This window comes from Amycolatopsis sp. NPDC104775 (assembly GCF_055583325.1).
Window position 1 is genome coordinate 483,879 of the sequence record NZ_JBVJOE010000006.1, and the last position, 24,966, is coordinate 508,844.

Annotated in this window: 26 protein-coding genes; 15 read left to right on the forward strand and 11 right to left on the reverse strand. The window is 69.7% G+C overall.

Annotated elements, in window-relative coordinates:
• Nucleotides 1-86 precede the first annotated feature (86 nt).
• From dxr to ispG, 4 genes are all read left to right on the forward strand, one after another.
• On the forward strand, nt 87-1,283 hold the full coding sequence (dxr, locus tag ACZ63D_RS28445) for a 1-deoxy-D-xylulose-5-phosphate reductoisomerase (protein WP_465357404.1): 1,197 nt from the start codon (nt 87-89) through the stop codon (nt 1,281-1,283).
• A gap of 64 nt (nt 1,284-1,347) precedes the next feature.
• Nucleotides 1,348-2,685 carry a flavin monoamine oxidase family protein gene (locus ACZ63D_RS28450; protein WP_465357405.1) on the forward strand — a complete coding sequence of 446 codons (1,338 nt, stop codon included), beginning with the start codon at nt 1,348-1,350 and terminating at the stop codon, nt 2,683-2,685.
• Between the two features lie 170 nt (nt 2,686-2,855).
• Nucleotides 2,856-4,058, forward strand: a complete 1,203-nt coding sequence (locus ACZ63D_RS28455) for a M50 family metallopeptidase (RefSeq protein ID WP_465357406.1) — start codon at nt 2,856-2,858, stop codon at nt 4,056-4,058.
• A gap of 118 nt (nt 4,059-4,176) precedes the next feature.
• Nucleotides 4,177-5,328, forward strand: a complete 1,152-nt coding sequence (ispG, locus tag ACZ63D_RS28460) for a flavodoxin-dependent (E)-4-hydroxy-3-methylbut-2-enyl-diphosphate synthase (protein WP_465357407.1) — start codon at nt 4,177-4,179, stop codon at nt 5,326-5,328.
• A gap of 48 nt (nt 5,329-5,376) precedes the next feature.
• On the opposite strand, the gene ACZ63D_RS28465 is transcribed toward ispG, so the two are convergent.
• Nucleotides 5,377-5,847, reverse strand: coding sequence for a nitroreductase/quinone reductase family protein (locus ACZ63D_RS28465; protein WP_465357408.1), 471 nt, complete (start codon nt 5,845-5,847; stop codon nt 5,377-5,379).
• An 88-nt stretch (nt 5,848-5,935) separates the two neighbouring features.
• Between ACZ63D_RS28465 and ACZ63D_RS28470 the strand changes: the two genes are divergently transcribed.
• The gene (locus ACZ63D_RS28470; protein ID WP_465357409.1) at nt 5,936-6,538 is read left to right on the forward strand and encodes a TetR/AcrR family transcriptional regulator; all 603 of its coding nucleotides are present in this window, start codon (nt 5,936-5,938) and stop codon (nt 6,536-6,538) included.
• Here the strand turns inward: ACZ63D_RS28470 and ACZ63D_RS28475 are convergent.
• The 3 genes from ACZ63D_RS28475 to ACZ63D_RS28485 are packed head-to-tail and all read right to left on the reverse strand — an operon-like array spanning nt 6,535 to nt 8,101.
• Nucleotides 6,535-6,801 (reverse strand): hypothetical protein, encoded by a 267-nt coding sequence (locus ACZ63D_RS28475; protein ID WP_465357410.1) that lies wholly within the window; start codon nt 6,799-6,801, stop codon nt 6,535-6,537. The genes ACZ63D_RS28470 and ACZ63D_RS28475 overlap by 4 nt on opposite strands.
• Nucleotides 6,802-6,804: 3 nt before the next feature.
• Nucleotides 6,805-7,845: a DUF2891 domain-containing protein gene (locus ACZ63D_RS28480; RefSeq protein WP_465357411.1), complete on the reverse strand. Its 1,041-nt coding sequence runs from the start codon at nt 7,843-7,845 to the stop codon at nt 6,805-6,807.
• Between the two features lies 1 nt (nt 7,846).
• Complete coding sequence (locus ACZ63D_RS28485; protein ID WP_465357412.1) at nt 7,847-8,101, reverse strand: hypothetical protein; 255 nt, start codon at nt 8,099-8,101, stop codon at nt 7,847-7,849.
• Nucleotides 8,102-8,175: 74 nt separating this feature from the next.
• Between ACZ63D_RS28485 and ACZ63D_RS28490 the strand changes: the two genes are divergently transcribed.
• Both ACZ63D_RS28490 and ACZ63D_RS28495 read left to right on the forward strand, forming a co-directional pair.
• Nucleotides 8,176-9,000 carry a helix-turn-helix domain-containing protein gene (locus tag ACZ63D_RS28490; protein ID WP_465357413.1) on the forward strand — a complete coding sequence of 275 codons (825 nt, stop codon included), beginning with the start codon at nt 8,176-8,178 and terminating at the stop codon, nt 8,998-9,000.
• Entirely contained in the window at nt 8,997-9,389 is a 393-nt protein-coding gene (locus ACZ63D_RS28495; RefSeq protein WP_465357414.1) for a VOC family protein, read from the forward strand. Before ACZ63D_RS28490 ends, ACZ63D_RS28495 begins: the two co-directional genes overlap by 4 nt.
• Here ACZ63D_RS28495 and ACZ63D_RS28500 read toward each other — a convergent pair.
• The gene (locus tag ACZ63D_RS28500; RefSeq protein ID WP_465357415.1) at nt 9,386-9,721 is read right to left on the reverse strand and encodes a cupin domain-containing protein; all 336 of its coding nucleotides are present in this window, start codon (nt 9,719-9,721) and stop codon (nt 9,386-9,388) included. The two genes, ACZ63D_RS28495 and ACZ63D_RS28500, sit on opposite strands and share 4 nt — an antisense overlap.
• A 70-nt stretch (nt 9,722-9,791) precedes the next feature.
• Here ACZ63D_RS28500 and ACZ63D_RS28505 point away from each other — a divergent pair, with 70 nt between their 5' ends.
• A complete protein-coding gene (locus tag ACZ63D_RS28505) occupies nt 9,792-10,727 on the forward strand; it encodes a GlxA family transcriptional regulator (RefSeq protein WP_465357460.1) in 936 nt (311 codons plus the stop codon).
• Nucleotides 10,728-10,772: 45 nt separating this feature from the next.
• On the opposite strand, the gene ACZ63D_RS28510 is transcribed toward ACZ63D_RS28505, so the two are convergent.
• On the reverse strand, nt 10,773-13,397 hold the full coding sequence (locus ACZ63D_RS28510; RefSeq protein ID WP_465357416.1) for a fibronectin type III domain-containing protein: 2,625 nt from the start codon (nt 13,395-13,397) through the stop codon (nt 10,773-10,775).
• A 235-nt stretch (nt 13,398-13,632) separates the two neighbouring features.
• On the opposite strand from ACZ63D_RS28510, the gene ACZ63D_RS28515 reads away from it, so the two are divergent.
• From ACZ63D_RS28515 to ACZ63D_RS28530, 4 genes are all read left to right on the forward strand, one after another.
• A complete protein-coding gene (locus ACZ63D_RS28515; protein ID WP_465357417.1) occupies nt 13,633-14,958 on the forward strand; it encodes a glycoside hydrolase family 27 protein in 1,326 nt (441 codons plus the stop codon).
• Nucleotides 14,959-15,211: 253 nt separating this feature from the next.
• A complete protein-coding gene (locus ACZ63D_RS28520) occupies nt 15,212-16,066 on the forward strand; it encodes a GNAT family N-acetyltransferase (protein ID WP_465357418.1) in 855 nt (284 codons plus the stop codon).
• 41 nt (nt 16,067-16,107) lie between these two features.
• Nucleotides 16,108-16,965, forward strand: coding sequence for a type I methionyl aminopeptidase (gene map, locus ACZ63D_RS28525; protein ID WP_465357419.1), 858 nt, complete (start codon nt 16,108-16,110; stop codon nt 16,963-16,965).
• 6 nt (nt 16,966-16,971) lie between these two features.
• Nucleotides 16,972-17,391, forward strand: coding sequence for a hypothetical protein (locus ACZ63D_RS28530; RefSeq protein ID WP_465357420.1), 420 nt, complete (start codon nt 16,972-16,974; stop codon nt 17,389-17,391).
• On the opposite strand, the gene ACZ63D_RS28535 is transcribed toward ACZ63D_RS28530, so the two are convergent.
• Nucleotides 17,392-18,066, reverse strand: coding sequence for a FadR/GntR family transcriptional regulator (locus tag ACZ63D_RS28535; protein WP_465357421.1), 675 nt, complete (start codon nt 18,064-18,066; stop codon nt 17,392-17,394).
• A gap of 48 nt (nt 18,067-18,114) precedes the next feature.
• On the opposite strand from ACZ63D_RS28535, the gene ACZ63D_RS28540 reads away from it, so the two are divergent.
• A complete protein-coding gene (locus ACZ63D_RS28540; RefSeq protein ID WP_465357422.1) occupies nt 18,115-19,389 on the forward strand; it encodes a CynX/NimT family MFS transporter in 1,275 nt (424 codons plus the stop codon).
• A gap of 105 nt (nt 19,390-19,494) precedes the next feature.
• On the opposite strand, the gene ACZ63D_RS28545 is transcribed toward ACZ63D_RS28540, so the two are convergent.
• From ACZ63D_RS28545 to ACZ63D_RS28555, 3 genes are all read right to left on the reverse strand, one after another.
• Nucleotides 19,495-19,767, reverse strand: coding sequence for a hypothetical protein (locus ACZ63D_RS28545; protein WP_465357423.1), 273 nt, complete (start codon nt 19,765-19,767; stop codon nt 19,495-19,497).
• A gap of 89 nt (nt 19,768-19,856) precedes the next feature.
• The gene (locus ACZ63D_RS28550) at nt 19,857-21,251 is read right to left on the reverse strand and encodes a mycothione reductase (RefSeq protein WP_465357424.1); all 1,395 of its coding nucleotides are present in this window, start codon (nt 21,249-21,251) and stop codon (nt 19,857-19,859) included.
• Nucleotides 21,252-21,321: 70 nt separating this feature from the next.
• The gene (locus tag ACZ63D_RS28555) at nt 21,322-22,005 is read right to left on the reverse strand and encodes a M15 family metallopeptidase (RefSeq protein WP_465357425.1); all 684 of its coding nucleotides are present in this window, start codon (nt 22,003-22,005) and stop codon (nt 21,322-21,324) included.
• A gap of 349 nt (nt 22,006-22,354) precedes the next feature.
• Here ACZ63D_RS28555 and ACZ63D_RS28560 point away from each other — a divergent pair, with 349 nt between their 5' ends.
• Both ACZ63D_RS28560 and ACZ63D_RS28565 read left to right on the forward strand, forming a co-directional pair.
• Nucleotides 22,355-23,182 carry a S1 family peptidase gene (locus ACZ63D_RS28560; protein ID WP_465357426.1) on the forward strand — a complete coding sequence of 276 codons (828 nt, stop codon included), beginning with the start codon at nt 22,355-22,357 and terminating at the stop codon, nt 23,180-23,182.
• Between the two features lie 20 nt (nt 23,183-23,202).
• Nucleotides 23,203-23,634, forward strand: a complete 432-nt coding sequence (locus ACZ63D_RS28565; RefSeq protein WP_465357427.1) for a GNAT family N-acetyltransferase — start codon at nt 23,203-23,205, stop codon at nt 23,632-23,634.
• Here ACZ63D_RS28565 and ACZ63D_RS28570 read toward each other — a convergent pair.
• Complete coding sequence (locus ACZ63D_RS28570; protein WP_465357428.1) at nt 23,631-24,797, reverse strand: 8-amino-7-oxononanoate synthase; 1,167 nt, start codon at nt 24,795-24,797, stop codon at nt 23,631-23,633. The genes ACZ63D_RS28565 and ACZ63D_RS28570 overlap by 4 nt on opposite strands.
• Nucleotides 24,798-24,966: the final 169 nt, after the last annotated feature.

The following is a 24,966-nucleotide window of genomic DNA, read 5'->3' on the forward strand; positions in this document are numbered from 1 at the left end:
CCTTCAAACCGCCTGACGTTGTGCCCCCGCATGATCCCACACCGCTGGCCGCCGCGCGGACAGGACCCGGGCCATAATGCTTGCTGATGACTACCTCGCGAAGCGTCCTCGTGCTGGGTTCCACCGGGTCGATCGGGACCCAGGCGCTCGACGTCGCCGCACGTAACCCGCATTTGTTCACGATCGCCGGCCTCGCCGCCGGCGGTTCCGACCCGGCGACGCTCGCCGAGCAAGCGATCGCGCACGAAGTAGCCGCCATCGCCGTGACGAAGCCCACGGCGGTCGAAGACGTGCAGCTCGCGCTGTACGCCGAGGCACAGCGCCGCGGGTACGCGAAGGGCGAGTTCCGGCTGCCGCGCATTCTCGCCGGCGCCGACGCGGTGGCCGAGCTGATCGGATCGGTGCCGGTCGACGTCGTGCTCAACGCCGTACCTGGTTCGCAGGGGCTCGACCCGACGCTGCGCGCGCTGGCCACCGGCGCGACTCTCGCGCTGGCCAACAAGGAATCCCTCATCGCGGGCGGACCGCTGGTGCTCGCCGCGGCGAAGCCGGGACAGCTGGTGCCGGTCGATTCCGAGCATTCGGCGATGGCGCAAGCACTGCGTTCCGGGGAGGACAACGAGGTCGCGCGGCTCGTGCTCACCGCGTCCGGCGGCCCGTTCCGCGGCCGGAAGCGCGAGGACCTCGGCGAGGTCACCGTCGAACAGGCGATGGCGCATCCGACGTGGTCGATGGGCCCGCTGGTCACTATCAACTCGGCGACGCTGGTGAACAAGGGCCTGGAGCTGATCGAGGCGTCGCTGCTGTTCGGCATCGAGCCCGCGCGGATCGACGTGACGGTGCACCCGCAGTCCATCGTGCACTCGATGGTCACCTTCGCCGACGGTTCCACGATCGCCCAGGCGAGCCCGCCGGACATGCGGCTGCCGATCGCGCTGGCGCTGAACTGGCCGCACCGCGTGCCCGGCGCGGCGCCCGCGTGCTCGTGGGAGACCGCGGCGAGCTGGACCTTCGAGCCGGTCGACAACGAGGCGTTCCCGGCCGTCGAGCTGGCTCGCGAAGCGGGTGCCGTTGGCGGCTGCCTTCCCGCGGTTTTCAACGCGGCGAACGAGGAATCGGTGGCCGCGTTCCTGGACGGCAAGGCCGGGTTCCTGTCGATTGTGGACACTGTTTCGCAGGTGGTGTCCGACGCGGACGAATGGCGGCGCGAGCCCCGCGACGTCGCGGACGTGCTGGCCGCGGAGCAGTGGGCCCGCACCCGGGCCGCCGAACTGCTGGGGTGATCGCGTTCCCCCGTTCGGGGGCGCTCGCGCGCGGTGTCCGGTGCTTCCGGGCGATCCTGGCGGCATGAGGAGCTACGGCGAGGTCCAGGTCGCGGTGGTCGGTGCTGGATTCGCCGGGCTGAGCGCGGCGGAAGCGCTGACGGACGAGGGGTTGACGGTGCGCGTGCTGGAAGCGCGGCCGAGGGTCGGCGGCCGGGCGCTCACCCGGTACCTGCCGGACGGCACTCAGCTCGACCTCGGCGGCCAGTGGATCGGTCCCTCGCAAGTCCGGATCATGGGCTTGGTCGATCGGTACGACGTCGGCTTCTATCCCACTCCGGGGCAGGGGCGGATGATCGTCGAGTACGGCGGGCAGCGGGTGCCGGACACTCCGCCGGAAGCCGCCGCGGTACTGACCGAATTGGACACGCTGGCACAGGAAATCCCGGTCAAGAAACCGTGGACGAGCCCCCGCGCGGCCGAATGGGACCAGTGCACGTTCGCGTCCTGGCTCGCGGCGAAAAACCTGCCGCAGGCGGCTTTCCGGTTCCTCGACCGCGTCGTGTCCGGCGGCCTGCTCGCCGGCAGCGCCGCGGAAACGTCCTTGCTGGAGACGCTGTTCTACGTCGCCAGCGCGGGCGGCGTGGAGCCGTTGCTGGGGTACGAAGGCGGGGCACAGGACAGCCGGATCGCCGGGGGAGCGCAGCGGATCGCCGAGCAGATGGCCGCGGCGCTTCCGCCCGGCACGGTGCGGCTCGGCGACCCGGTGACGGCGATCGAATACGACGACCGCGCGGCGCGCGTGCACACCCGGACCACCTGCTGGCAGGCCGCCCGAGTGATCGTCGCGGTCCCGCCGTCGCTCGCCGGAAAGGTGCGCTACGACCCGCCGCTGCCCGCGCTCCGGGAAGGCGTCTTCCAGCGCATGCCCGCCGGTACCGCGCTGAAGGTCCACGCGATCTACGCCCAACCGTTCTGGCGCGAGGCCGGGCTGTCCGGCGTCGCCCGCTCGACCGACGGCGTCCTCACCGAAACCGTCGACAACACCCCGCCCGGCTCGCCCAGGGCCGTGCTGACCGGGTTCGTGTACGGCGCGGACGCTGTCGCGTTGCGACGCGAGCTTCCCGAGGTGCGCCGCCGTCTGGTGCTCGACCACCTCACCACCCTCTTCGGCCCGCGAGCGCGGGAGATCCAGGAGTTCGTGGAGTTCGACTGGCTCGGCGAGGAATGGACGAGGGGCTGCTTCTCCGGGCATTTCGTCCCCGGCGCGTGGACCACCTTCGGCCCGGCGCTGCGGCAGCCGGTGGGGCCACTGCACTGGGCGGGCACCGAGACCGCGATGAACTGGAACGGCTACTTCGACGGCGCGGTCGAATCCGGGCAGCGCGCCGCCGCGGAAATCATCCCGGACCTGGCGCCCTGACCGCGACCGGTGCGCGAAGCCGCGCCGGTCGATGCAACACTGGTTTCACGCTGGCGGCGGATACTTGAACCGGGAACTTTCCGGGTGGTCTCCCCGCTTGAGCCGAGGAAGACGACGAACCTGCCGCCACCGCATCGCGGGCCGCGGCTGAGGGGTGAGGTGCAAGGCCCGTGCTTGCCTATGTGATCGGCGTGGTGCTCTTCGCGCTCGCGATCTGTGTTTCGGTCGCGTTGCACGAAGCGGGCCACATGGTCACCGCCCGGATGTTCGGGATGCGGGTCCGCCGGTACTTCGTCGGCTTCGGGCCGACGGTGTTCTCCTTCCGGCGCGGCGAGACCGAGTACGGCCTCAAGGCGATCCCGCTCGGCGGCTTCTGCGACATCGCCGGGATGACCGCGCTCGACGAGGTCACCCCGGAAGAGGCGCCGCGCGCGATGTGGCGGTTCAAGGCCTGGAAGCGGACCGTCGTGATGTCGGCCGGTTCCATCACGCACTTCCTGCTCGGCTTCATCGTGCTGTTCGTCATGGCCGCGACCATGGGCCTGCCGAACGTGGACCAGAAGCCGATCGTTTCGACCATTTCGGACTGCGTGCGCGGCGGCGCCACGGTCGACCAGGTCAACAACCCGGTCTGCCAGCCCGGCGATCCCGCCCCGGCGAAGAAGGCGGGCCTGCTGCCTGGCGACGTCGTGGTCTCGGTGGCCGGCAAGCCGACCCCGACCTGGAACGAGATGGTGACCCAGGTCAAGGCGGTCTCCGGGCCGGTCCCGGTGGTCGTGGAGCGCGGCGGGAAGCAGCAGACGTTCGTCGTGGACGTGCCCAAGGTGCTCCGGCCCGCCGCGAACGGCGGCACCGAAACGGTGGGCGCGGTCGGCGTCGGGGTGGCGCGGACCATCCAGTACAGCCCGCTCGGCGCGTTCGGCGGCGCGGCGTCGTTCACCGGCGACATGTTCGCCCGCACCTGGGACGGGCTGATGGCCTTCCCGAAGCGCATCCCGGCGGTCTTCAACTCGATCTTCGGCGGCGAGCGCGACCCGGACACCCCGGTCAGCGTCGTCGGCGCGAGCAGGCTCGGCGGCGAGGCGGTCGAGGCCGGGCTGTGGCAGGTCTTCCTGCTGCTGCTGGCCAGCCTGAACTTCTTCATCGGCGTGTTCAACCTGCTGCCGCTGCTGCCGATGGACGGCGGGCACATCGCGATCGTCTGGTACGAACGCGTCCGCGACTGGCTGCGCGGCCTGCGCGGCAAACCCGCGGGCGGCCCGGTCGACTACACGAAGCTGTCCGCGATCACGATGGTGCTGGTGGTCATCGGCGGCGGTGTCACGCTGCTCACGGTGACAGCGGACATCGTCAATCCGATCCGCTTGCAGTAACCGCGCGCACCGGCCGGGTCACGCGTCCGTCCCGCCCCGCCCGAGAAGGGGTAACGCTGCTCACCGCGTCGGCTGACTTCGTTGAAACCCGCCCCGGTGAGGTGGGTACGCTGGAAGCGTGACCGTCGCGTTAGGTATGCCCGCTCTGCCCCCGCCCGTTCTCGCCGAGCGTCGCAAGACCCGCCAGCTGATGGTGGGGTCGGTGGGTGTCGGCAGCGACCACCCGATCTCGGTGCAGTCGATGACCACGACGCTGACCTCCGACGTCAACGCCACCCTGCAGCAGATCGCCGAGCTGACCGCGGCGGGCTGCGACATCGTGCGCGTCGCGTGCCCGTCGGCCGACGACGCCGAGGCGCTGCCCGCGATCGCGAAGAAGTCGCAGATCCCGGTGATCGCCGACATCCACTTCCAGCCCAAGTACGTGTTCGCCGCGATCGAGGCCGGCTGCGCCGCGGTGCGGGTGAACCCGGGCAACATCCGCAAGTTCGACGACCAGGTCAAGGAGATCGCGCAGGCCGCGAAGGACCACGGCACGCCGATCCGGATCGGCGTCAACGCCGGGTCGCTCGACAAGCGGCTGCTCGAGAAGTACGGCAAGGCCACCCCGGAAGCGCTCGCCGAATCGGCGATGTGGGAGGCCTCGCTGTTCGCCGAGCACGATTTCCACGACATCAAGATCTCGGTGAAGCACAACGACCCGGTCGTGATGGTGCGCGCCTACGAGATCCTCGCCGAGCAGTGCGACTACCCGCTGCACCTCGGCGTCACCGAGGCCGGGCCCGCCTTCCAGGGCACGATCAAGTCCGCCGTCGCCTTCGGCGCGCTGCTGCGCCAGGGCATCGGCGACACCATCCGGGTGTCGCTGTCCGCGCCGCCGGTGGAAGAGGTCAAGGTCGGCACGCAGATTTTGCAGTCGCTGAACCTGCGGCCGCGGAAGCTGGAGATCGTGTCGTGCCCGTCGTGCGGGCGCGCGCAGGTGGACGTCTACACGCTCGCCGACCAGGTCACCGCCGGGCTGGAGGGGATGGAAATCCCGCTGCGCGTCGCGGTGATGGGCTGCGTCGTGAACGGCCCCGGCGAGGCGCGCGAGGCCGACCTCGGCGTCGCGTCCGGCAACGGCAAGGGCCAGATCTTCGTGAAGGGCGAGGTCATCAAGACCGTGCCGGAGCACGCGATCGTGGAAACCCTGATCGAAGAGGCGATGCGGATCGCCGAGGAATCCGGCGAGAGCATCGGCGAGGGTTCGCCGAGCGTGACCGTCGGCTGAGTTTCCGGTCCGAAAAGGGCTCCTCGACCGCGGTCGAGGAGCCCTTTTTCATCGGCGTTCCAGCAGGACGACCGGGATTCGCCGCCCGGAAACGGCCTCGAACTCGGCGAATTTCGGGACCAGCGCGATCTGCTCGGCCCAGATCTTCGCGCGCTCTTCTCCCTCGGTCAGCCGTGCTTGGACCGAGACGGTTTCCGCGCCCGCCTCGACGACAGTCCGCGGATTCGCCAGGAGATTGCGGTACCACGCGGGATCGCGCGGGCTGCCGCCGTGCGTGGCGAAAACCGCCCAGTTGTCGCCGACCGGCCGGTAGAACAGCGGGCTGATCCGTTCTTTCCCGGTTTTCGCTCCGAAGTGATGCACGAGAATCAGCGGCATTCCTTCTTTCGGAAATCCTGGCATGTGCGGCGGTATCGGGCGGCCCGCCGCCATTTCCTCCGGACTGCTCCAGGCGACGTATCCGGCGTTCTCCCGGAACTCGGCGAGGATCCGGACGTTCCAGTCGGCGAGGGTCGGCACGGCATCTCCTTCACTAGGCGGAGCACTTGCTCCGCAAACTAGCACACTAAGAGGAGCAAGTGCTCCGAGTAAGGGGTATGCTCGCCGCATGGCCGTGGCTGAACCGCACACCCCCCGGCGCCGCGCCCCGCGCGCGGACGCGATCCGCAACCGGGAGGCGATCGTCGAAGCCGCCGCCGAGGTGCTGGCGGAACAGGGAGCCGCGGTCGACGTCCGCGAGATCGCCCGGCGCGGCGGGGTCGGCATGGGCACGCTGTACCGGCATTTCCCGAAGAAGGAAGACCTCGTCCGGACGGTCCTGGATCGGGACTTCGCCCGGTGGGCCGAGTCCGCGCGCCAGGCGGCGGTCGAGGCGGAGGACCCGTGGGCGGCGCTGACCGACTTCTACCGGCAGGCGTTGTCCGGCTGTGCCCACCATCGGGCGATCATGGAAAGTTTCGCGCTGACGTGGACCGACCCCGATCCGGCCGGGATCCCGCGGCTCCGTGCGGTGCTGGAGGAACTGCGGACGCGGGCGGAGGAGTTGCTGCGTCCCGGGGTGACTACGGATGACCTCGTGTTGCTGCTGATCTCGCTGGGGTATGCGGCGCAGTGCACGGACGAGGACCGGCCGCACATGTGGAACCGGTTGCTGCGGGTTTCGCTGGACGGGTTGCGGGCTGAGCACCAGGAACCGTTGCCGGAGAACTAATCGCCGCCGCCGGAGGTGACGGTGAGCCCCGGTGCCGCGCCGAGTGCTGCCTTGACTGAAGGCCAGTTGCGAAACTCGTCGCGGATGGCCTCAGTCCGGAAGGCGATCTCGAAGACGACGCCACGTTCGTGCGTCCGCCAGGACCAGCGCACGGCGCGGTCGGCGATCGCGGCTTTGAACAGTGCGTCGGAGTAGGCGCGACGCCAGTCGCTCGCTGGGGCATCCCCGTCGAGCACTTCGATGCGCAGCCAGGGATCCGACACCGTTCAGGCTCTTCCTGATTCGGCGTCGCTCAGGAAGAGCAGCGCGTAGTAGACCAGGAAATGTTCCACCGCATACGGCCCCTCGCTCACCTGCGGCAACGAGGCATCCGCATGTTCCCGCGAAGTCCTGTCGATCGCGGCGATCCGGCCGTCTCCCGGCGGCAGTGCCTCGGCGATCCGCCGCCAGCTCCACGCGCGATGGAGATTGAGCCCGTGCAGATGGGCGATCTGCCCGTCGGAAGCATCGGTCACCACCGCCGGAGTGAAGAGCGCCGCCGGGTTGCGGTCGGCGATTCCGGGCAGGAAAGCCTCCAGCCAGGCACCGAATTCGGCGGCAGGCGTCAGGCGGCTCATCAGCTCGGCCTCGGCCAGCGCGGGAGAGAGGAAGTCGGCTCCGGACGGCTCCCACGCACCGGGGTAATCGCGGTCCGAGCCGAACCAGCGCCAGGCGGTTTCGGTGATCGCCTCCAGCAGCTCCGATTCTCCCCGGGACGCCAGGTATTGGGCGTACGGCAGCGCGCGGGAGAGCCCGAAAGCGCCGTTCTCGTGCAGGCCGTAGCGGACCGGGTAGGTGACCTTCGGCAGCCAGTCGAGGAATCGGGTGACGAAAAGCCTGGTCAACGGCTGGAGCGCGGCGGACCAGCGCACCGCGTCCGGGTCGTCCCAGGTAGCGATTTCCCTCGTCAGCGCCAGCAGGATCGACCAGCCGTACGGACGTTGCGTCGTGCGATGGTGTTCCGGCTCGAAGTAAGCAGTTTCGGCGGCCAACGCGGGCTCGGTCAGGTGCGCGTTCAGCACGGCGCGGATCTCGTCGGCCGGGACAAGGGACGGATACCGCCGCAAGAGATGGGCCAGCACCCAGAACATTTCCGCGCACGAATGCCAGTCGAAGCTGCCGTAGAAGCACGGATGCAGTTCGCGGACCGGCGGGACGGGAGTGTCGTCGGTCCGCCAGTGGCTCTCGTGATGCGGATACTCGCGCACGACGTTGGCCAGCGCGATCTCCGCGAACTCGCCGGCGCGCGCGGCGGACAGCCCGGCCACGTCAGCCGCGCAGGTGGTGCTGGGCCGCTTCCCGGATCTGGATCCGGACGTTTTCCAGCGAGGCGGCGACCTCGTCGATCTGCCGGATCGCGATCTGCACCGACCCCTGGATCGCGTTCGCGCTGCCGGTTTCGCCGAGCAGGCCGAGGACCTGGGCCTGCAGATCCTCCAGTTCGCCCTTGGTGGCGAGGGCGATTCCGGTCGGCACCTGGTCGGCGAGCAGTTCGAGCTGCTGGGCCTGTTCCTGGATCGTCATCGGGCTTCTCCTCATCGTGGGGACCGCTCTCCCGTGGTAGCAGAATCCGCGCGTTTCCGGGCTAGCCTGGTCGCGTGAGTCACAGCTGGGCCGCCCGTCCGCCGCATCCGGTGCTGCGGGGCCTGGTCACGCGCTACATCGGCTACGCACAGGAGAACGTCACCCTCGCAGTGCACCGCGGGCTGCCGTCGCGGCACCTCACGCTCGTGATCAGCCTCGAAGAGCCGATCCGGTACGCCGGGTTGGACGGGGCCGGAACGCTGCGCAGCGCGGTCGGCGGCCTGCACACCGAACCCGCGCTGATCACGCAGGACCGCGTGCAGCGCGGCGTGCAGCTGGAGCTGGACCCGCTGGGCGCGCGGACTCTGCTGGGCGTCACGGCCGCCGAGCTGACCGGCCGGGTGACAGACCTCGCTGATTTCGGCGGCGACCTCGCCCGGCTGCCGGACCGGCTGGCCGAGGCCGGAGATTGGCGTACCCGGTTCGCGATCCTCGACGAGGTGCTGGCCGCGCGGGCGGTCGAGCCCGCCGAGCAGCCGCCGGAGCTGGACCGCGCGTGGCACGAGCTGCGCCGCAGCGGCGGGTTGGTGCGGGTCGGCGACCTGGCGGAGGAGGTCGGCTGGAGCCGTCGGCATTTGGGGGAGCGGTTCCGCGCCGAGCTGGGGTTGGCTCCGAAGCAGGCAGCTCGGGTGTTGCGGTTCGAGCGTGCGGTCCGGTTGCTGCGGACCGGGCACCGTGATCTGGCCGGAATCGCTTACGCCGCTGGATATTACGACCAGGCGCACTTTTCCAACGAGTGGCGTGCGCTGGCCGGGTGTTCGCCGCGGACGTGGATGGCCGAGGAGCTCCCGTTTCTCCAAGACGAGACGAAGGCCGCCGCCGCAGAATCGGTGGCATGACAGCACAACCGACAGTCTGGCCGGCCTTCCGCTACAACGACGCTCGCGGCGCGATCCGTTTCCTCACCGAGGTTCTCGGCTTCCAGGAGACCCTCGTGGTGCCTGGAGAAAACGGCGTCGCGCACGCCGAACTCCGGTGGCCCGAAGGCGGTGCCGTGATGCTGGGCAGCTGCGGCGGACCGGCCGACGGCGTGCACGACGAGATGAAACCCGGGGCCAGCGCGGTGTACGTGGTTTCGGACCGGGTGGACGAGATTTACGCCCGCGTGCGCGAAGCCGGTGCCGAAATCAGCATGGAGCTGCACGACACCGGCTACGGCTCGCACACGTTCACCGTCCGCGATCCCGAGGGGAACGCTTGGACGATCGGGAGTTATCGAGGCGCTTAGCCCTCGGGATAGAAGACGAACAGCGTGCAACCGCTCGCCGTCGCCGGGACATGCCACGATCCGGCGGGCGCATGGATGAACGTGCCCGCCGGATACTCACGCGCGCCGTCGTTGAAGACGCCGGACACGACGAAGACCTCTTCCGGACCGGGTTCGTGGACGTCGGGTTCTGGCCAGGTGCTGCCGGGGTCGAACTCGACCACGTTGGCGTGCGCGCCGTTTTCGCCCTTCCACAGTGGACGGAGGCGGATGCCGGGGAACAGGTTCTTCACCGGGGCTTCGCCGACCGGGACCGAGGTGTAGCCCGGCTGAGCAAGGATTTCGGAGTGCATGGCCCCAGCTTGGCTTCCCGTGCGCGCGCGAGACAGTGTCAGGAAAGACGTCATGGGGTACTTTCTTGCCATGCATCGCGTGGTCGCTCTCGTCCGGCCGGTGCAGTCGACGTTCGAACTCGGCTGCGGCGCCGAAGTGTTCGGCACGCCAAGGGACGGCGTGCCGCAGTACTACGAATTCGAGGTGTGCACCGAGAATCCCGGCCCGGTGCCGACCTCGGCCGGGTATGCGATGCACGTGTCCAACGGGCTTTCCCGGCTCGCCACGGCCGACACGGTGCTGATTCCCGGCTGGCTGCCAGTCGAGACGCCGCTTTCCCCGAAGGTGCGCCGGGCATTGCTGAACGCGCACGAACGAGGGGCGCGGCTGGTCACGATCTGCTCAGGTGTCTTCGCCCTAGCTCAGACCGGGTTGCTGGACGGCAGATCGGCGACGACGCACTGGGCGCGAGCAGAGCAGTTGCGAAGGGATTTCCCGGCGGTACGCGTGGAGCCGGACGTGCTGTACGTGGACCACGGCGATGTCGCCACGAGCGCGGGCGCGGGGGCGGGCATCGACCTGTGCCTGCACCTGGTCCGCCAGGATCACGGAGCGGCGCACGCGGCGCTCGTCTCGCGGCACATGGTGATGCCGACCCATCGTGAGGGCGGGCAGGTGCAGTACGCGCCGCCGCAAGCGTCCACGGACGCGTTGGACGGGTTGCTCGACTGGGCGGGCGAGCGTCTGGCGACACCGCTGTCGGTCGAAGATTTGGCTGGCCACTTGAAGATTTCCCCGCGAACGCTGGCTCGCCGGTTCGCTGATCAGCTGGGGACGAGTCCGGGTGCGTGGCTGTTGTCGCGGCGGGTGGCCGAGGCGCGGCGGCTGCTGGAGGAGACGGACCTGCCAGTGGACGCGATCGCGGTGCGGGTCGGGTTGGCGTCGGCAGTGAACTTGCGGCGGCGATTCCGGGCGCAGGTGGGGACGACGCCGGGGGCCTACCGCCGGGCATTCCGGATAGGGTGATCGGCGCGCACCGGCAGGGAGGTCCGGTACGCGCCGATCACCGGGTTACGCGGTGGTGGTCTGCACCGTCACCGCGGGGCCGACGCCGGTTCCGGTGACGGCGGCGATGGTGAACGTGTACGCGGTGCCGGACTTCAACCCGTCCACCACGCGGGTCAGGCCCTTTTGCGTGGGCTGGCTGACGATCGTGTCGCGTCCGGTGACCTCGATGGTGCGGCCGTCGGACACGGTGATCCGGTAGCCGATCACCGGGGTGGACCCGGCTTCCTTCGGCGGCGTCCAGCGGATGCTCGCCGCGTCGGCGCTCGGCAAGGCCTTCGCTCCGGTCGGAGCGGCAGCGAGCTGGGTGCCTGGCTGCGCGACGGTGACCGGTGCCGACGGCAGCGACGGCAGACCAGTGCCGAACCGGTTGCGCGCGGCGACCGTGACCGTGTACGTCTGGCCATTGGCCAGCTTCGGAATCACCGTGTACCCCGTGCGTGCGAAGTCCTTCGCGGACACCGAACTCGTCACGCTGTGCTTGCCGTCCGAGGCGGTCAGCACGTAGTCCTGCACCGGCGCACCGTTTTCCGCGACGGTCGGGTTCCAGGTCGCGTACAGCTGACCGGACACCGAGAAGGTGCCGATTCGCGTCGGAGCCTGCGGAGCGGACGCGCCGTCGATCCGGCGGTTCAGCACCGCGCGGTGGCCCGGTTCGATACCCGCGTTATCCACAATGGACTTCGGTGCGGCGGCCGGGTTGTTCAGCAGGTGGTTGCCCGAGGTGATGACGCCCTTCTTGTCGCCGTCCGGATCGCCCTGCTCCCAGTAGTTGCCGGAGATGACGGTCGGGTCGTTGTTGCCGAGCGAGTCGCGGTAGTCGACGTGCGTGGAGGCGACGTTGGCGTACGCCGCGTGGTAGAGCACGTTGCCGGAAACGGTTTCGTAGGTGCAGCCGTTGTCGGTGTAGACGGACTTGCCGAGACCCCACTGGTCGTAGATGACGTTCCCGGTCACCTTCTCGCCCTCGGCCTGCGACGGGCCGGTGATGCCCTGGGTGTAGACGCCGCCGCCGTCGTCCAGCGAAAGCATGTAGTCGTGGATCAGGTTGTCCGACACCACGTTGTTGCGCGAGACGTTCGGCGTCGCGGCCTGCTTGATCTTGTCCGGCCAGCCGCCCCAGCCCATCGAGATGCCGGAGTAGGCGACGTGGTCGATCTGGTTGTGCGACACGACGTTGTCCTGCGAGTACCCGTTGACGATCGGGACCCCGCCGGTGAATTCGCGCGGCATGCCGTACAGGTGGTTGTTGGTCACCTTGACCCGCGCGGTCAGATCCGCGCCAGCCGCGGTGGGCTTGCTGACCCCGCCGATTTCGACGCCATTGCCGGAGATGTCGGTGAACACGCTGTCGGACACGCTGCTGTCCTGTGCGCCTTCGCCGAGGTCCAGTCCGGCCGCGCCGAGGTGGGCGAACACGGTGTCCTGGAACTCGATCCGCTGCCCGTGCGAGATCGACACGTTGCCGGGTTCCTTCGTCCAGTCCGCGTACGGGCAGGAGCCGCCGGGAGTGAACTGGCACAGGCCTTGCGTGGCCCAGCCGCGTTCGCCGGTGATCCGGTAGCCGGCCTGGATTTCGGAGAAGCCTTCCGGCGACGACGGTTCGAGCCAGGTCGCGTAGGAGAACTGGATGCCTCGGAAGGAGATGTCGTGGATCGGCTTCTCGGCGGTGCCGCGGCCGGCCACCAGCTTCTCCAGCGCGGGCATCTCGACGTCGGCCCAGTGCAGGTTCTCACCCTTGCGCGGCAGGTAGTACACGGTGTGCGCGGAGCGGTCGAGGTACCACTCGCCGGGAGTGTCCAGCAGCTCGAACGCATTCTCCACATAGGACGGTTGCCGCCCGTTGGTGAGATCGCCCGGCCCGACCATGTTGACCGAACGGCCGGGGATGTCGGCGAACATCACGCGCCGGGTCGAGTTGTCCCAGCACGGCTGCGCCATGGTGATCGTCGTGCCCGTCGCCGAGGCGATCGGGCAGCGCGGCTCGGTCCACTGGCCCAGCCCGTTGCGCACGACGTTCCACAGCTCCTCGCCGCTGGTGTACACCAGTTCGAGGTCGCTCGGGTTGCGCCAGTGGGCCATGGTGTCCGCGGAGGCGGTGTACCCGGTGTCGGTCGCCTTCACCGTCACGGGAAGCCGTCCGGAAGCCCGCTGCGCGCGGACGCCGTCGACGTACAACTGGCGAGTGTTGTCCAGCCCGGCGGGCGCGGGCGCGGAGTAAAGGCCCGGCCGACCGGCGACCGGACGCCAGCCGGTGACCTGCTTGCCGCCGCTGACCACGGTGCCCGGCGAGCCCTGCCAGACGATCCGGTGCCCGTTCGAGCCGGAATCGGCCGCGTCGAGTTCGAGCGGTTTGTCGAGCCGGTAGGTGCCGGAGGCGACGTGCACGGTCAGGTCGGAGTCCAGGTGCGCGGCGCGCTGCCGGACGAGTTGCTGGGCGCGCGGGAGCGTGCGCACCGGCGACCAGACGGCGCCGGAGCCGGAATCGTTGCCCCACGGCGAGACGTAGACGTCCTGGCTGCCCGGCCACGCCGCGGCCGCACCGGCGGGCAGCAGCACGGTCGCGGTCAGCACCGCGGCCGCGAGCCCGAGGGCACGCCTCCCGTGCGGGCGCGCTGGTCTGAGCTTCATCCGGGACCTCCGTGTTCGCCAGTGAACGACGCGAGTCAGCGCCGAGAGAAAGATAGGATCTATTTACGACCGTGTCGAGAGGTCTCGGACGGATTTTCCCGGCATTCACAGTGATGAACAGGGTTGATCCGGTCGGCGGGTTCCGTCCCGGCTAGCGGTCAGTGATCGGATGAATGATTGCTGCGGTCGGTCCGGCGCTTGTACAACGAAGCGATCCCCGGAAGAGGTGGTCGCGATGAAACGAAGTCGGATCGGTGTGCTGGCCGCGACGGTGGCGGTGCTCTTCGGCTCGCTGGCCGGACCAGCGGCGGCGGACAGTCAGCCGCTCGAATCCTGGACCCCGGTGGCGAGAACGCCGCCGATGGGCTGGAGCAGCTGGAGCGCGTTGCGCCGGAAATTCACCGAGGAGACGATCAAGGCGCAGGCCGACGTCATGCACGACCGGTTCGCCGCCTACGGCTACCGGTACATCAACATCGACGCGGGCTGGACCGACCACGTCGACGAGTTCGGCCGGGTCGCTCCCGACCCGAAGAAGTTCCCCAGCGGCATCGCCTCGCTGGCCCGGTACCTGCACCAGCGCGGCCTGAAATTCGGCATCTACCTGGTGCCGGGCGTTCCGGCGCAAGCGGTCGCGGCCGATTCGCCGATCGAGGGCACGCCGTACCGGGTGCACGACATCGTCATGCCCGGCGCGGGCAACACCGCCGACGACAAATCCGCGAAACTCGACTTCAGCAAGCCCGGCGCGGCGGCGTACGTCCGCTCGCAGGCGCGGCAGCTGGCCTCGTGGGGCGTCGACTACATCAAAATGGATTTCGTCGGCCCCGGCGGCGGAAAGATCCCCGCGGACAACCGCGAGGACATCAAGCAGTGGCATTCGGCGATTCAGGCCACCGGCCGCCCGATCCACTTGGAACTGTCGAACTCGCTCAGCATCGCCGAGGCCGCGACCTGGCAGCGGTACAGCAACGGCTGGCGGATCGAGGGCGACATCGAGTGCTACTCGCACTGCGTCGGCCTCACGAACTGGGACGTGCGAGTGAAGCTGCGCTTCGCCGACGCTCCGAAGTGGACTCAATACGCGGGTCCCGGTCACTGGAACGACCTGGACTCGATCGAGGTCGGCAACGGCGAAGCCAACGGCATCACCCCGGACGAGCGGCAAAGCGTCATGACGCTGTGGGCGATCGAGTCCTCGCCGCTGCTGCTCGGCACCGATCTGACCAAATTGGACCCGGAGGATCTGAAACTGCTCACCAACCGCGAGGTGCTCGCGGTCGACCAGGCAGGACGGCCGGCGCGGCCAGTCTCGCAGGACACCCAGCAGCAGGTGTGGTTCAGCCCCGACGGCCGCGGCGGGGTGACGGTCGCGCTGTTCAACCTCGGATCGGCGGAGGCTCCGGTGACGGCGTCGTGGTCGGATCTGGGGCTGCGCGGCCCGGCGGCGGTGCGGGATCTGTGGACGCATCGCAACCTGGGCGTGAGCCGGGACAGCTTCACCGCGACCCTGGCACCGCACGCTTCGCGGCTGCTGCACCTGGTGCCGCGGCACCACTGAGCCGGACGTTCCGTGCGGGGAACCCTCACGGACTCCGATTCCCCCAGGGTTCCCTTCACGAGCCACCGGGAAGAAGCTCCGGAGGCACCCGGGCGGGGTGCCTCCGGAGCGCTTCGGCCTGAGCGGACCCGGCTGGGCACGGTCGGTGGCGGACCCCACCGGGGCGCCGCCGTTCGGGTGTGAGAGCCGTTCATCTCAGCGTGTCGACCGGCTCGCGTTCCGTTCACCCGGTTCATCTGGCACTCTGGAGTCCGTGTTGCGGCTTGCAGGTGCACGGCTGCTCGACGATCGGGACTATCCGGCGGTGCGCGCTGCACTCGCCGCCGACCCGGTGGGCAGCTGCATGGTCAGCGCCCGGGTCGAGGCGGCCGGTCTCGACCCGTGGCGGCTCGGTGGCGAGCTGTGGGCGGCCGATTCCCGTCCGGTGCGCGCCGGACGGCTCACCGGGCTGTGCTTCGCCGGGCCCAATCTGATCCCGTTGCGCGGCAACGCTTCGGCGCTGCGGTCCTTCGCCGACCGGGCACTGCGCCGCCAGCGCACCTGTTCCTCGCTCGTCGGCCCCGCGCCGCAGGTGCTCGGGCTCTGGGACGAGCTGTCCCCGGAATGGGGACCGGCCCGCGAGGTCCGCGGCGACCAGCCGCTGATGGCGCTCGAAGGCGATCCGCTGGTGGCCGCCGATCCGCAGGTCCGCACCGTCCGCCCGCACGAACTCGACCGCTACCTGCCCGCGGCGGTCGCGATGTTCATCGAGGAGGTCGGCGTCGACCCGCGCGCGGGCGACGGCGGGGCCAGCTACCGGGCCCGGGTGAGCGAGCTGATCTCCACCGGCCGCGCGTTCGCCCGGTTCGAGGACGGCGAGGTCGTCTTCAAGGCCGAGATCGGCGCGATGTCCGCCCGGGTCGGCCAGATCCAGGGCGTGTGGGTGCATCCGGACCGGCGCGGCAGCGGACTCGGCACCGCGGGCACCGCCGCGGTGGTGAACCGCCTGGTCCACGGCCTCGGCCGGACCGCGAGCCTGTACGTGAACGGGTTCAACGCGCCCGCGCTCGCGGCGTACCGGCGGATCGGGTTCCAGCAGGTCGGGCAGTACGCGACGGTGCTGTTCTGAGCTGGCTGCGCCGCGGCCGGACGAGGTCGTAGGCTGGGGTCATGTCCGTTCGCGCCCCGTTGAAGCCCGGCGTCCAGACGCCGCGCCGTGCCGTCCCCGCCGACATCGCCCGTCCCGAGTACGTGGACCGGCCGGCGCCGAAGCGGGACACCGGCAACGGAGTGCGCACGCCCGAGGTCATCGAGGCGATGCGGGTCGCGTCGAAGATCGCCGCGCAGGCGCTCGAAGAGGGCGGCAAGGCGGTCAAACCGGGCGCGACCACCGACGACATCGACAAGGTCGTGCACGAGTTCCTGCTCGACCACCACGCGTACCCGTCGACGCTCGGCTACCGCGGCTACCCGAAGTCGTGCTGCACCTCGCTGAACGAGGTGATCTGCCACGGCATCCCGGACTCGACCGTGATCGAGGACGGCGACATCTGCAACATCGACGTGACGGCGTTCATCGGCGGCGTGCACGGCGACACCAACGCGACCTTCCTCGCCGGCGACGTCTCAGAAGAGGTGCGGCTCCTGGTCGAGCGCACCCGCGAGGCGACCGCGCGCGCGATCAAGGCGGTCCGCCCCGGCCGCCAGCTCAACGTGATCGGCCGCGTGATCGAGGCGTACGCGAAGCGGTTCGGCTACGGCGTGGTCCGCGACTTCACCGGCCACGGCGTCGGCCCGGCGTTCCACACCGCGCCGACGGTGCTGCACTACGAGGAGCCCTCGGTGCAGACGCTGATCGAAAAGGGCATGACCTTCACCATCGAGCCGATGATCACGCTGGGCACCATCGACTACGACGTGTGGGACGACGACTGGACGGTCACCACGAAGGACAAGAAGTGGACCGCGCAGTTCGAGCACACCCTCGTGGTGACGGCTGACGGCGCGGAGATCCTGACGCTTCCGTAAGCCGTCGTGAACAACGAGGCAAGACGCGCCGTAGTGGCGGCCCTGATCAAGCTTTCGGAAAGCGCCGACTATCGCGACCGAGCGGACGCGGGCCGCGCCTTAGCCAGCTTTGCCGAGCTGCCGGAAGCCCAGGGGTCGCTGCTGCGACTCGTGCTGGACGCGGACAACACGTACGTCACCCGCGTGACGGCGGAAGCCTTGCTCCGCCGCCACGATTCGGCCGGGCTCGCGGTCGTCGCCGCTGCTCTCGCCGACGCCGACCCCAACCACGCTGACTGGATCCATACCGCGGTGGACGACGTATTCGCGGTGGACGGGGTGGACGCCGCCGACGTCCGGGAATGCGAGGCGCTGCGAAGGGACGCTGACGAGCGGACGCGTCGCGGCGCGGACCTGTTATGCGGAGTCCTCACCGCGCACGACTGATCACAGACCTTCGGCGCGGGCGATCAGCTCGTCCAGGAATCCCGCCGCTTCGGCGGCCGCCCGGTCGGCGTCGCGTGCTTCGATCGCGTTCACCAGCTCCCGGTGCCGGATCTCCTCCGCGTGCTCCGGATTGTCCGAAGTGGACGCCACGCTCGCGGTGATCGCCTCCATCAGTCCGCGGTAGAGCTCCAGCAGCAGCCCGTTGTGCCCGCACCGGACCACGAGCTGGTGGAATTCCGCGTCGCTGCGGGCGAAATCGTCGAGCTGCCCTTGGTCCCAGTCGGTGTCCCGCCGGTGGAGCAGGACGCGCAGTTCGGCCAGCTCTTCCTCGGTGCGCGCGGTCGCGGCCAGCCGCGCGCCCTCGACCTCCAGCAGCCGGCGTACGTGCAGGACCTCGCGCAATTCCGTCCCGCACAGCCGGCGGATCGCGCCGGAGACCTCGCTCGTCGCGCGCACGTACGTGCCGTCGCCCTGACGGACTTCCAAGATCCCGGTGTGCGCCAGCGCGCGCACGGCCTCGCGAACCGTGTTGCGCCCGACGCCCAGTTGCGCGGACAGCTCCGGTTCAGTCGGGATCCGGTGCCCGATCGGCCATTCTCCGGCGGTGACCGCCTCGCGCAGCTGATCGATGACTTGGTCGACGAGCCCGGCCCGGCGGGTGGTGGCCAACGGCACAGCCTGATCCCTTCATCCAATCATCCTACGTATGGAATAGTAGCGCACATGCCCGCCGATTCCCCCGATTCCGCAGCCGTGTCCACCGCCACCTATTCCGACCGGCTCGAGCTCGAGCTGGAAGGCAGCCTCGAGGAGGAGGTGCCCGCCGGTCGCCGGCCGGGTGTGGTGGCCGGCGGCGTGCTGCTGGCGGTCGCGGTGGTGCTGACGGCGATGAACCTGCGGCCGGCGATCACGAGCGTCGGCCCGCTGCTCGCGGAAATGCGCGGCAGCCTCGGCGCGTCCGCGGTGTGGGCGAGCATTCTCACGACCCTGCCCGGCCTGTGCTTCGCCGGCGCCGGCCTGGCCGCGCCCGTGCTGTCGCGCCGCCTGGGCATCGGCCCGGCGATCGGCCTGGCGCTGACGGTGCTGACCGCGGGCCTGGTGGTGCGAGTGCTCGACGGACCGTACGTCGTGCTCGGCGGCACGCTCGTCGCCACCGCCGGGATCGCGCTGGTCAACGTGCTGATCCCGGTGGTCATCAAGGATTCGTTCCCGGCCCGCGTCGGGCTCATGACCGGCGTCTACACCGCGGCGCTGCAGGGCGGCGGCGCGGCGGGATCCGCGCTGAGCCCGCCGCTGGAATCGGCTTTCGGCGGCTGGCGTGCCGCGCTCGGTTCGTGGGGCGTGCTGTCGGCGATCGCTTTGGCCGCATGGCTGATCGCCTCGCGCGGCACGGGCCGAGTGCCGCGCCCGGCGGCTGGTTCCGCTCCCGCCCGGTCGCTGATGCGCAGCCCGCTCGCGTGGATCGTCACGATCTTCTTCGGCCTGCAGTCGTTCATCGCCTACGTCGTCATGGGCTGGCTGCCGCAGGTGTTCATCGACGCGGGCGTGAGCAAGGCCGACGCCGGTCTGCTGCTCGGCCTGATCTCGGTGATCGCGGTGCCGATCAGCCTGGTGATCCCGCCGATCGCGGCGCGGCAGAAGAGCCAGAGCCCGTGGATTGTCGGAATGGGCGTCTTCGGCGCGGCGGGCATGCTCGGCTTGGTCATCGCCCCCGGCTTCTCGCCGCTGCTGTGGAGCCTCCTGCTCGGCATCGGAATGAGCGTGTTCTCGCTGGCGCTGACGGTGATCGCACTGCGCGCCCGCACCGGTGCCGAGACAGCGCGGCTGTCGGGAATGGCGCAGGGCATCGGATACCTGCTGGCGGCAGTGGGGCCGTTCGTGTTCGGCTTGCTGCACGACGCGACGGGCAGCTGGACGGTGTCGCTGATCGTGCTGCTCGCGGTGATGGTGACGCAGATGGTCTTCGGCGGGCTGGCTGGACGACGCCGGTTCGTGTGATCTGACGGAAACGGGCGGCCGGTGAGTTACCGGCCGCCCGTTTCGTTTAGTCCCTGGCCCCCGCGGGGTCTGGCCACTGTGGACACTCCCGCCGCACCCGAACCCCTAACTCGCCAGCGCCGCGTCCTCCAGCACCGGCCCCGGAAGCTGTCCGGTTCGCCGGACGTCGTCGAGCGCGGCCACCGCGACCGCGAGGCACTGCGCGGCCCATTCGGACGGCATCGCCCGAAGCTCTTCCAGCAATGCCTGCGTCGCGGCCGTCGTCCCGAGTTCCGCCCGCCGGACGGCGAACCTCAGCTCGAGATCCGTGACCTCGCTCCAGCGAGCGGCCATTTCCTCAGCGGCCACAACGATTTCCCCGGCGATCATGTCGCTCATGTCAGTCCCCGCACCTCCGCGGGAACAGTAACAACGCGACACCCCCGTGACCCGATTCGGGAATCGGGCCACTCTGGGTATCTTCTGGATCAGTCCAGCGGAAGATTCAGCAGCGCGTTCTCCACCAGTTCCGGCATCGCCGGGTGGATCCAGTACTGCCCGCGCGCCATTGAACGCGCGTCGAGGCCGAAACTCATCGCCTGGATCAGCGGCTGGATCACCGTCGACGCCTGCGGGCCGATGATGTGCGCGCCGAGCAGCTGCCCGGTCGCCGGGTCGGCCAGCAGCTTCGCGAAACCGGTGGTGTCCTCCATCGCCCAGCCGTAGGCGATGCCCGCGTAGTCCTGCTTCGAGACCACAAAGGACAGTCCGCGTTCGGTCGCCTGCGCCTCGGTCAACCCCACCGACGCCACTTGCGGCGAGGTGAACACCGCGTGCGGGACGAACCGGTGGTCGGCCTTGATGCGGTCGTCCGGATGCGCCAGATTGTGCTGCACCACGCGGGCTTCGTGGTTCGCGACGTGCTTGAGCTCCAGTGGCGACGAGATGTCCCCGAGCGCGTAAATGCCTTCGACGGACGTCTGCTGGTAGTCGTCCACCACGACGTGCCCGCGTTCAGTGGTGGCGACGCCGGTGGCGCCCACGTCGAGCAGATCCGAGTTCGGCTTGCGGCCGGTGGCGACCAGGATCAGGTCGGCCTCGACGGTTTCCGCGCCTTGCGGGCCTTCGAGATCGAGCGCGACTCCGCCGTCCGTCTTGCGCGCGCGGACTGTCTTACGGTCCAGCCGGACGTCGAACCGCTGCGAAGCCAGTTCGGTGAACCGCTCGCTGATGTCCGCGTCTTCTTGCCGCAGCAGCGCGCCGGAACGGTTCACTACCGTGACCGCGACGCCGAAGGACGCGAAAACGTGCGCGAACTCCGCCGCGATGTAGCCGCCGCCGAGCACGACGATCCGCTTCGGCAGTGTGGCGAGGCGCATGACCGTGTCGGAGGTGTAGTAGCCGGTTTCGGCCAGCCCCGGCACGTCCGGGATCACCGGGCGCCCGCCCACGGCGAGCACGAACTTCTCGGCGGTGACGACCTCGTCCGGACGGCCGTCGGCGAAGCTGACCCGGAGCTCCTTCATACCGGTGAACCGGCCTTCGCCCCGGTAGACGTCGACGTTGCGGTTGTCCTCGTGGTTCTCGCGGTACTCCGCGCCGCCCTCGGCGATCGGATCGATCCGGCCGAAGATCCGGTCCCGGATGTCCGGCCAGCGCACCGCGGTCAGCTCCTCGTCCACGCCGAAGCGCGAGCTGTGCGCGGGCGTCGCGGCGACGTCGGCGGCGTAGACGAACATCTTCGTCGGGATGCAGCCGACGTTCAGGCAGGTCCCGCCGAACACGCCCTTCTCGACGATGGCCGTCCGGAGGTCGGCGAACTCCGGGCCGAGGATCGAGTTCCCCGATCCGGTCCCGATGATCACCAGGTCGTAGTGCGGCACGGCGGTCCTTCCCGAAAGCGGTCTGCTGCCAGCCTAGTCAACTCCCGCGGACCCTCCGGGTGTTCCCGGATCACTGCCCGTTGGCTGTGAAGTGCATCCGGTCGACCGGCGAGGTCCACGCCCCGCCCCACTGCCAGCCCACCCCGGCGAACGCGCGCACGACCGGACCGCCCGCGGCGACCATCCCGGGCCGCGCGTTCGCGCGGTCGACGTAGGCGGACGCCAGCTCCGGGACGACGAGATCGCCCTTGGTGTACGGATTGCAGAACGGATTGACGTCCACCGCGAGCCCGTACGCGTGCGCGGACCAGTTCTTCTGCCCGCGTGTCGGACGGCAGACGAACGCGCTGGTGTCGTTGCCGTCGCCAGTGGGCGGCGCGTCGAGTTCGGCGGGGGAGGTGATGCGCATTTCCTCGATGGGGAACTGCTGCGCATACAGCTCGCCGAACGCTGTGACCACCGCTTGAGCGGCGTCCTTCCGGACGAGCAGTTCGCCGGTGTGCGCGTGGTGGTCGAATCCCCAGAAGGAAAGCGTGACGTAGCGGAGATCGGCCGACGACACCGGGCAGGCGGCCTGCCAGGTGCTGCGCTTGAGCACGGCGTCGGGGACGTCGGTGATCTTGGCCGTGTACGTCGTGCTGGCCGGAGGCGGAAGGAAATCCTGGGTCGGCAGCGAACGGTTCACCAGTTCGGGTGGAGTCGGCTGGATCTCGCCGAAGCCGTCCGGGCGCAACGGCAGCGGACGAGCACCCACCTGCCAGGTGACAGCGGGCGTGCTCGTCGTTGCCCGAGTTGCCGGAAGTGTCGGGCTGGGCGGCGCCGACGGCGCGCTCAACGGGCTCGGCGGGGGTGTCGCGGGGGTGCTGGTGGCACATCCAGCCAGCGCAAAGCTCAGCAGCGCGCCGGCCGTCGCGGCTGTTTTCCGTCGCATGTCTCCAGCTAAGCGAATGCGCTCGGTGTATAGAGAGTCCACCCGTTCCAGTGACACCGTTTTGGGCTTGCTCCGATTAGGGTAATCGCTGCCTTGTGTGCACGCGCCGGAGTCGGTTGACTCCCGTGCGCGTCCAGGCTGTGCTGTCGTAGTGCCGATGAAGGGAAAGCCCATGCCCGCGAAGCTTCGTCGTCCGGTCTTGCTCGCGGCCGGGTCGCTGCTCGCCGCCGCGATCGCGGTCCCGGTCGGTTCGGCCTGGGCGGGGACGCCTTCCGAGCCTTCCGAACCGGGTTCCCACGCGCAGCCGCGGATCGTCGGCGGCAGCGAGGCCTCGCTGGCCGACCACCCGTACGCGGTGTACCTCACCGACCAGAGCGGTTCGCAGTACTGCGGCGCGGTGATCGTGAGCCCGTCCGCGGTGGCGACCGCCGCGCACTGCGCGAAAGCGGTGCCGAAGTCGTCGGTCCGCGTGGTCGCCGGGCGTCAGGACAAGCGCGGCAGCGACGGCGTCGAACTCGGCGTCACGCGAGTCTGGGTGAACCCGAACTTCAGCGATCCGACCAAGGGCGACGACATCGCGGTCCTCACCGTGCGCGGGCAACTGCCCTACCGCGCGGCGAAGCTCGCGGGCAAGAGCGACCAGTCGTTGTACGCGGAAGGCACGCAAGCGACCGTGCTCGGCTGGGGCCGGCTTTCCGAAGGCGGGGACCGGTCGGACGTGCTGCGCAGCGCCGACGTGCCGCTGGTCAGCGATTCCACGTGCAAAACGGCCTACGACACTTACGACCCGGCGAGCATGGTGTGCGCCGGCTACCCGCAGGGCGGCAAGGACGCCTGCCAGGGCGATTCCGGCGGCCCGCTCGTCGAGGGCGACACGCTGGTCGGCATCGTGTCCTTCGGCGACGGCTGCGGAAAACCGGGCAAGCCCGGCGTGTACACGCGGGTTTCGCAGTTCGCCGACGACATCGCGGCGCAATCCCAGCCGCGGCTGCTCGGCTGAGCTGTGTTAAGCAAGGTGGCGTGACGACTCTGCACCGCGCCACCGGGCCCGACCTTTCCGCCGCCGATCTGTATGACATTCTCCGGCTGCGGTCGGACGTGTTCGTGGTGGAACAAGACTGCGTGTACGCCGACATCGACGGGCGGGATCTGCTTCCGGAGACGGAGCATCTGTGGCTGACTTCCGGGGCGGAGGTCGTGGCGTACCTGCGCGTGCTGGCTGAGCCTGGCGGCGGTTCGCGGATCGGCCGCGTGGTGACGGCCAAATCGGCGCGCGGCCAGGGCTTGGCGGCGCAGCTGATGGCGGCGGCACTGGACGGCACGACCGGCGAGTTCGTGCTGGACGCGCAGACGTACGCGCAGCAGCTCTACGCGCGGTTCGGGTTCGTCGCCGAGGGCGAGGAGTATCTCGAGGACGGCATCCCGCACATCACCATGCGGCGCAAGGGCTAGCCGCGCGGCGCGGTCGCGGCGATCACCTTCGCCGCGCGGTCGACGTCCGCCTCGGACAGGTCCGCGCGGGCGGTGAGGCGCAGCCGGGAAACCCCGTCCGGCACGGCAGGCGGACGGAAGCAGCCGACCTGAATTCCTTGCTCCGCACAGGCTTCCGCCCACGCGACGGCCGCTTGCGGCGACGGTGCCCGCACGGCGACGACGCCCGCTTCGGGGAGATCGACCGGCAGACCGGCGTTCTTCAACCCCATCGCCAGGTTCCCGGCGTTCTCGATGACCTTCGCCGGCAGTTCCGGCTCAGACTTGAGCACCTGCAACGAAGTCAGCGCGGCCGCGGCACTGGCCGGAGCGAGCGCAGTGTCGAAAAGGAAGCTGCGCGCAGTGTCCACAAGATGCCGGATCACGCGGCGGGGGCCGACGACAGCTCCACCTTGCGCGCCGAGGGCGTTGGAGAGCGAAAGCGTCGTGACGACATCGGGCGCGGACGCCAATCCGGCGGCGTGCACCGCACCCCGGCCGCCTTCGCCGAGAACACCGAAACCGTGCGCGTCGTTGACGACCAGCGCGGCACTGTGCGCACGGCAGATTTCGGCGAGTTCGCCCAGCGGCGCGAGTTCACCGTCGGCGGAAAACACCGAATCGGTCACCACAATCGCGCGCGGCTTACGCCGGGTGGCCAGCGCGTGCTTGATCGCCGACGGCGTCGAGTGCTCGACGGCCGCGATGTCCGCGCGGGACAGGCGGCAGCCTTCGACCAGCGACGCGTGGACGTACTTGTCGGTGACAATCGCCGATTCGGCCCCGGACAGCGCCGTCACCGCGCCGAGGTTGGCGGTGAACTCGGAGGAGAACACCAGTGCCGCTTGGGCCCCGCAGAACCGGGCCAGTTCGTGCTCGAGCTCCGCGTGAAGTTCGGTGGACCCGGTGAGCAGCCGCGATCCGGTCGCCCCCGCACCCCATCGCAACGCAGCCGCCGCGGCTGCCCCGGCGACGCGCTTGTCCCGGGCGAGACCGAGGTAGTCATTGCCCGCGAGATCAAGCACGGGATGCTGCACGGGCCGCGGAGTCATCCGCCGGGAAAGCCCGGCCTCCGCCCGCCGCTGACCTTCGGCTTCAATCCAGTCGAAGACGTTCTCAGGCAGCAGCGGCGGAGTGTCAGTCACCCAGGCAGTGTCGCATCCGGCCGGTGGACGCGTTTGCCGCCCCCGGCGTGGGGAAGGGGCGGGAAGCGGGGCGGGGCAACGGAAACCAGGCTGGGGTGGTGGTTCTGGGGCTGGTTGTGGGTGGTTCGGCGGGTGGGGCTCTGCGAGGTGACCGCCGTTGCGGCGGGGT

Bases quoted from the DNA above. Each gene is read 5' to 3' on its own strand.
- dxr (WP_465357404.1), top strand. From the start codon at position 87: ATGACTACCTCGCGAAGCGTCCTCGTGCTGGGTTCCACCGGGTCGATC.
- ACZ63D_RS28450 (WP_465357405.1), top strand. From the start codon at position 1,348: ATGAGGAGCTACGGCGAGGTCCAGGTCGCGGTGGTCGGTGCTGGATTC.
- ACZ63D_RS28470 (WP_465357409.1), top strand. From the start codon at position 5,936: ATGGCCGTGGCTGAACCGCACACCCCCCGGCGCCGCGCCCCGCGCGCG.
- ACZ63D_RS28485 (WP_465357412.1), bottom strand. From the start codon at position 8,101: ATGACGATCCAGGAACAGGCCCAGCAGCTCGAACTGCTCGCCGACCAG.
- ACZ63D_RS28495 (WP_465357414.1), top strand. From the start codon at position 8,997: ATGACAGCACAACCGACAGTCTGGCCGGCCTTCCGCTACAACGACGCT.
- ACZ63D_RS28500 (WP_465357415.1), bottom strand. From the start codon at position 9,721: ATGCACTCCGAAATCCTTGCTCAGCCGGGCTACACCTCGGTCCCGGTC.
- ACZ63D_RS28505 (WP_465357460.1), top strand. From the start codon at position 9,792: ATGCATCGCGTGGTCGCTCTCGTCCGGCCGGTGCAGTCGACGTTCGAA.
- ACZ63D_RS28510 (WP_465357416.1), bottom strand. From the start codon at position 13,397: ATGAAGCTCAGACCAGCGCGCCCGCACGGGAGGCGTGCCCTCGGGCTC.
- ACZ63D_RS28515 (WP_465357417.1), top strand. From the start codon at position 13,633: ATGAAACGAAGTCGGATCGGTGTGCTGGCCGCGACGGTGGCGGTGCTC.
- map (WP_465357419.1), top strand. From the start codon at position 16,108: ATGTCCGTTCGCGCCCCGTTGAAGCCCGGCGTCCAGACGCCGCGCCGT.
- ACZ63D_RS28540 (WP_465357422.1), top strand. From the start codon at position 18,115: ATGCCCGCCGATTCCCCCGATTCCGCAGCCGTGTCCACCGCCACCTAT.
- ACZ63D_RS28545 (WP_465357423.1), bottom strand. From the start codon at position 19,767: ATGAGCGACATGATCGCCGGGGAAATCGTTGTGGCCGCTGAGGAAATG.
- ACZ63D_RS28560 (WP_465357426.1), top strand. From the start codon at position 22,355: ATGCCCGCGAAGCTTCGTCGTCCGGTCTTGCTCGCGGCCGGGTCGCTG.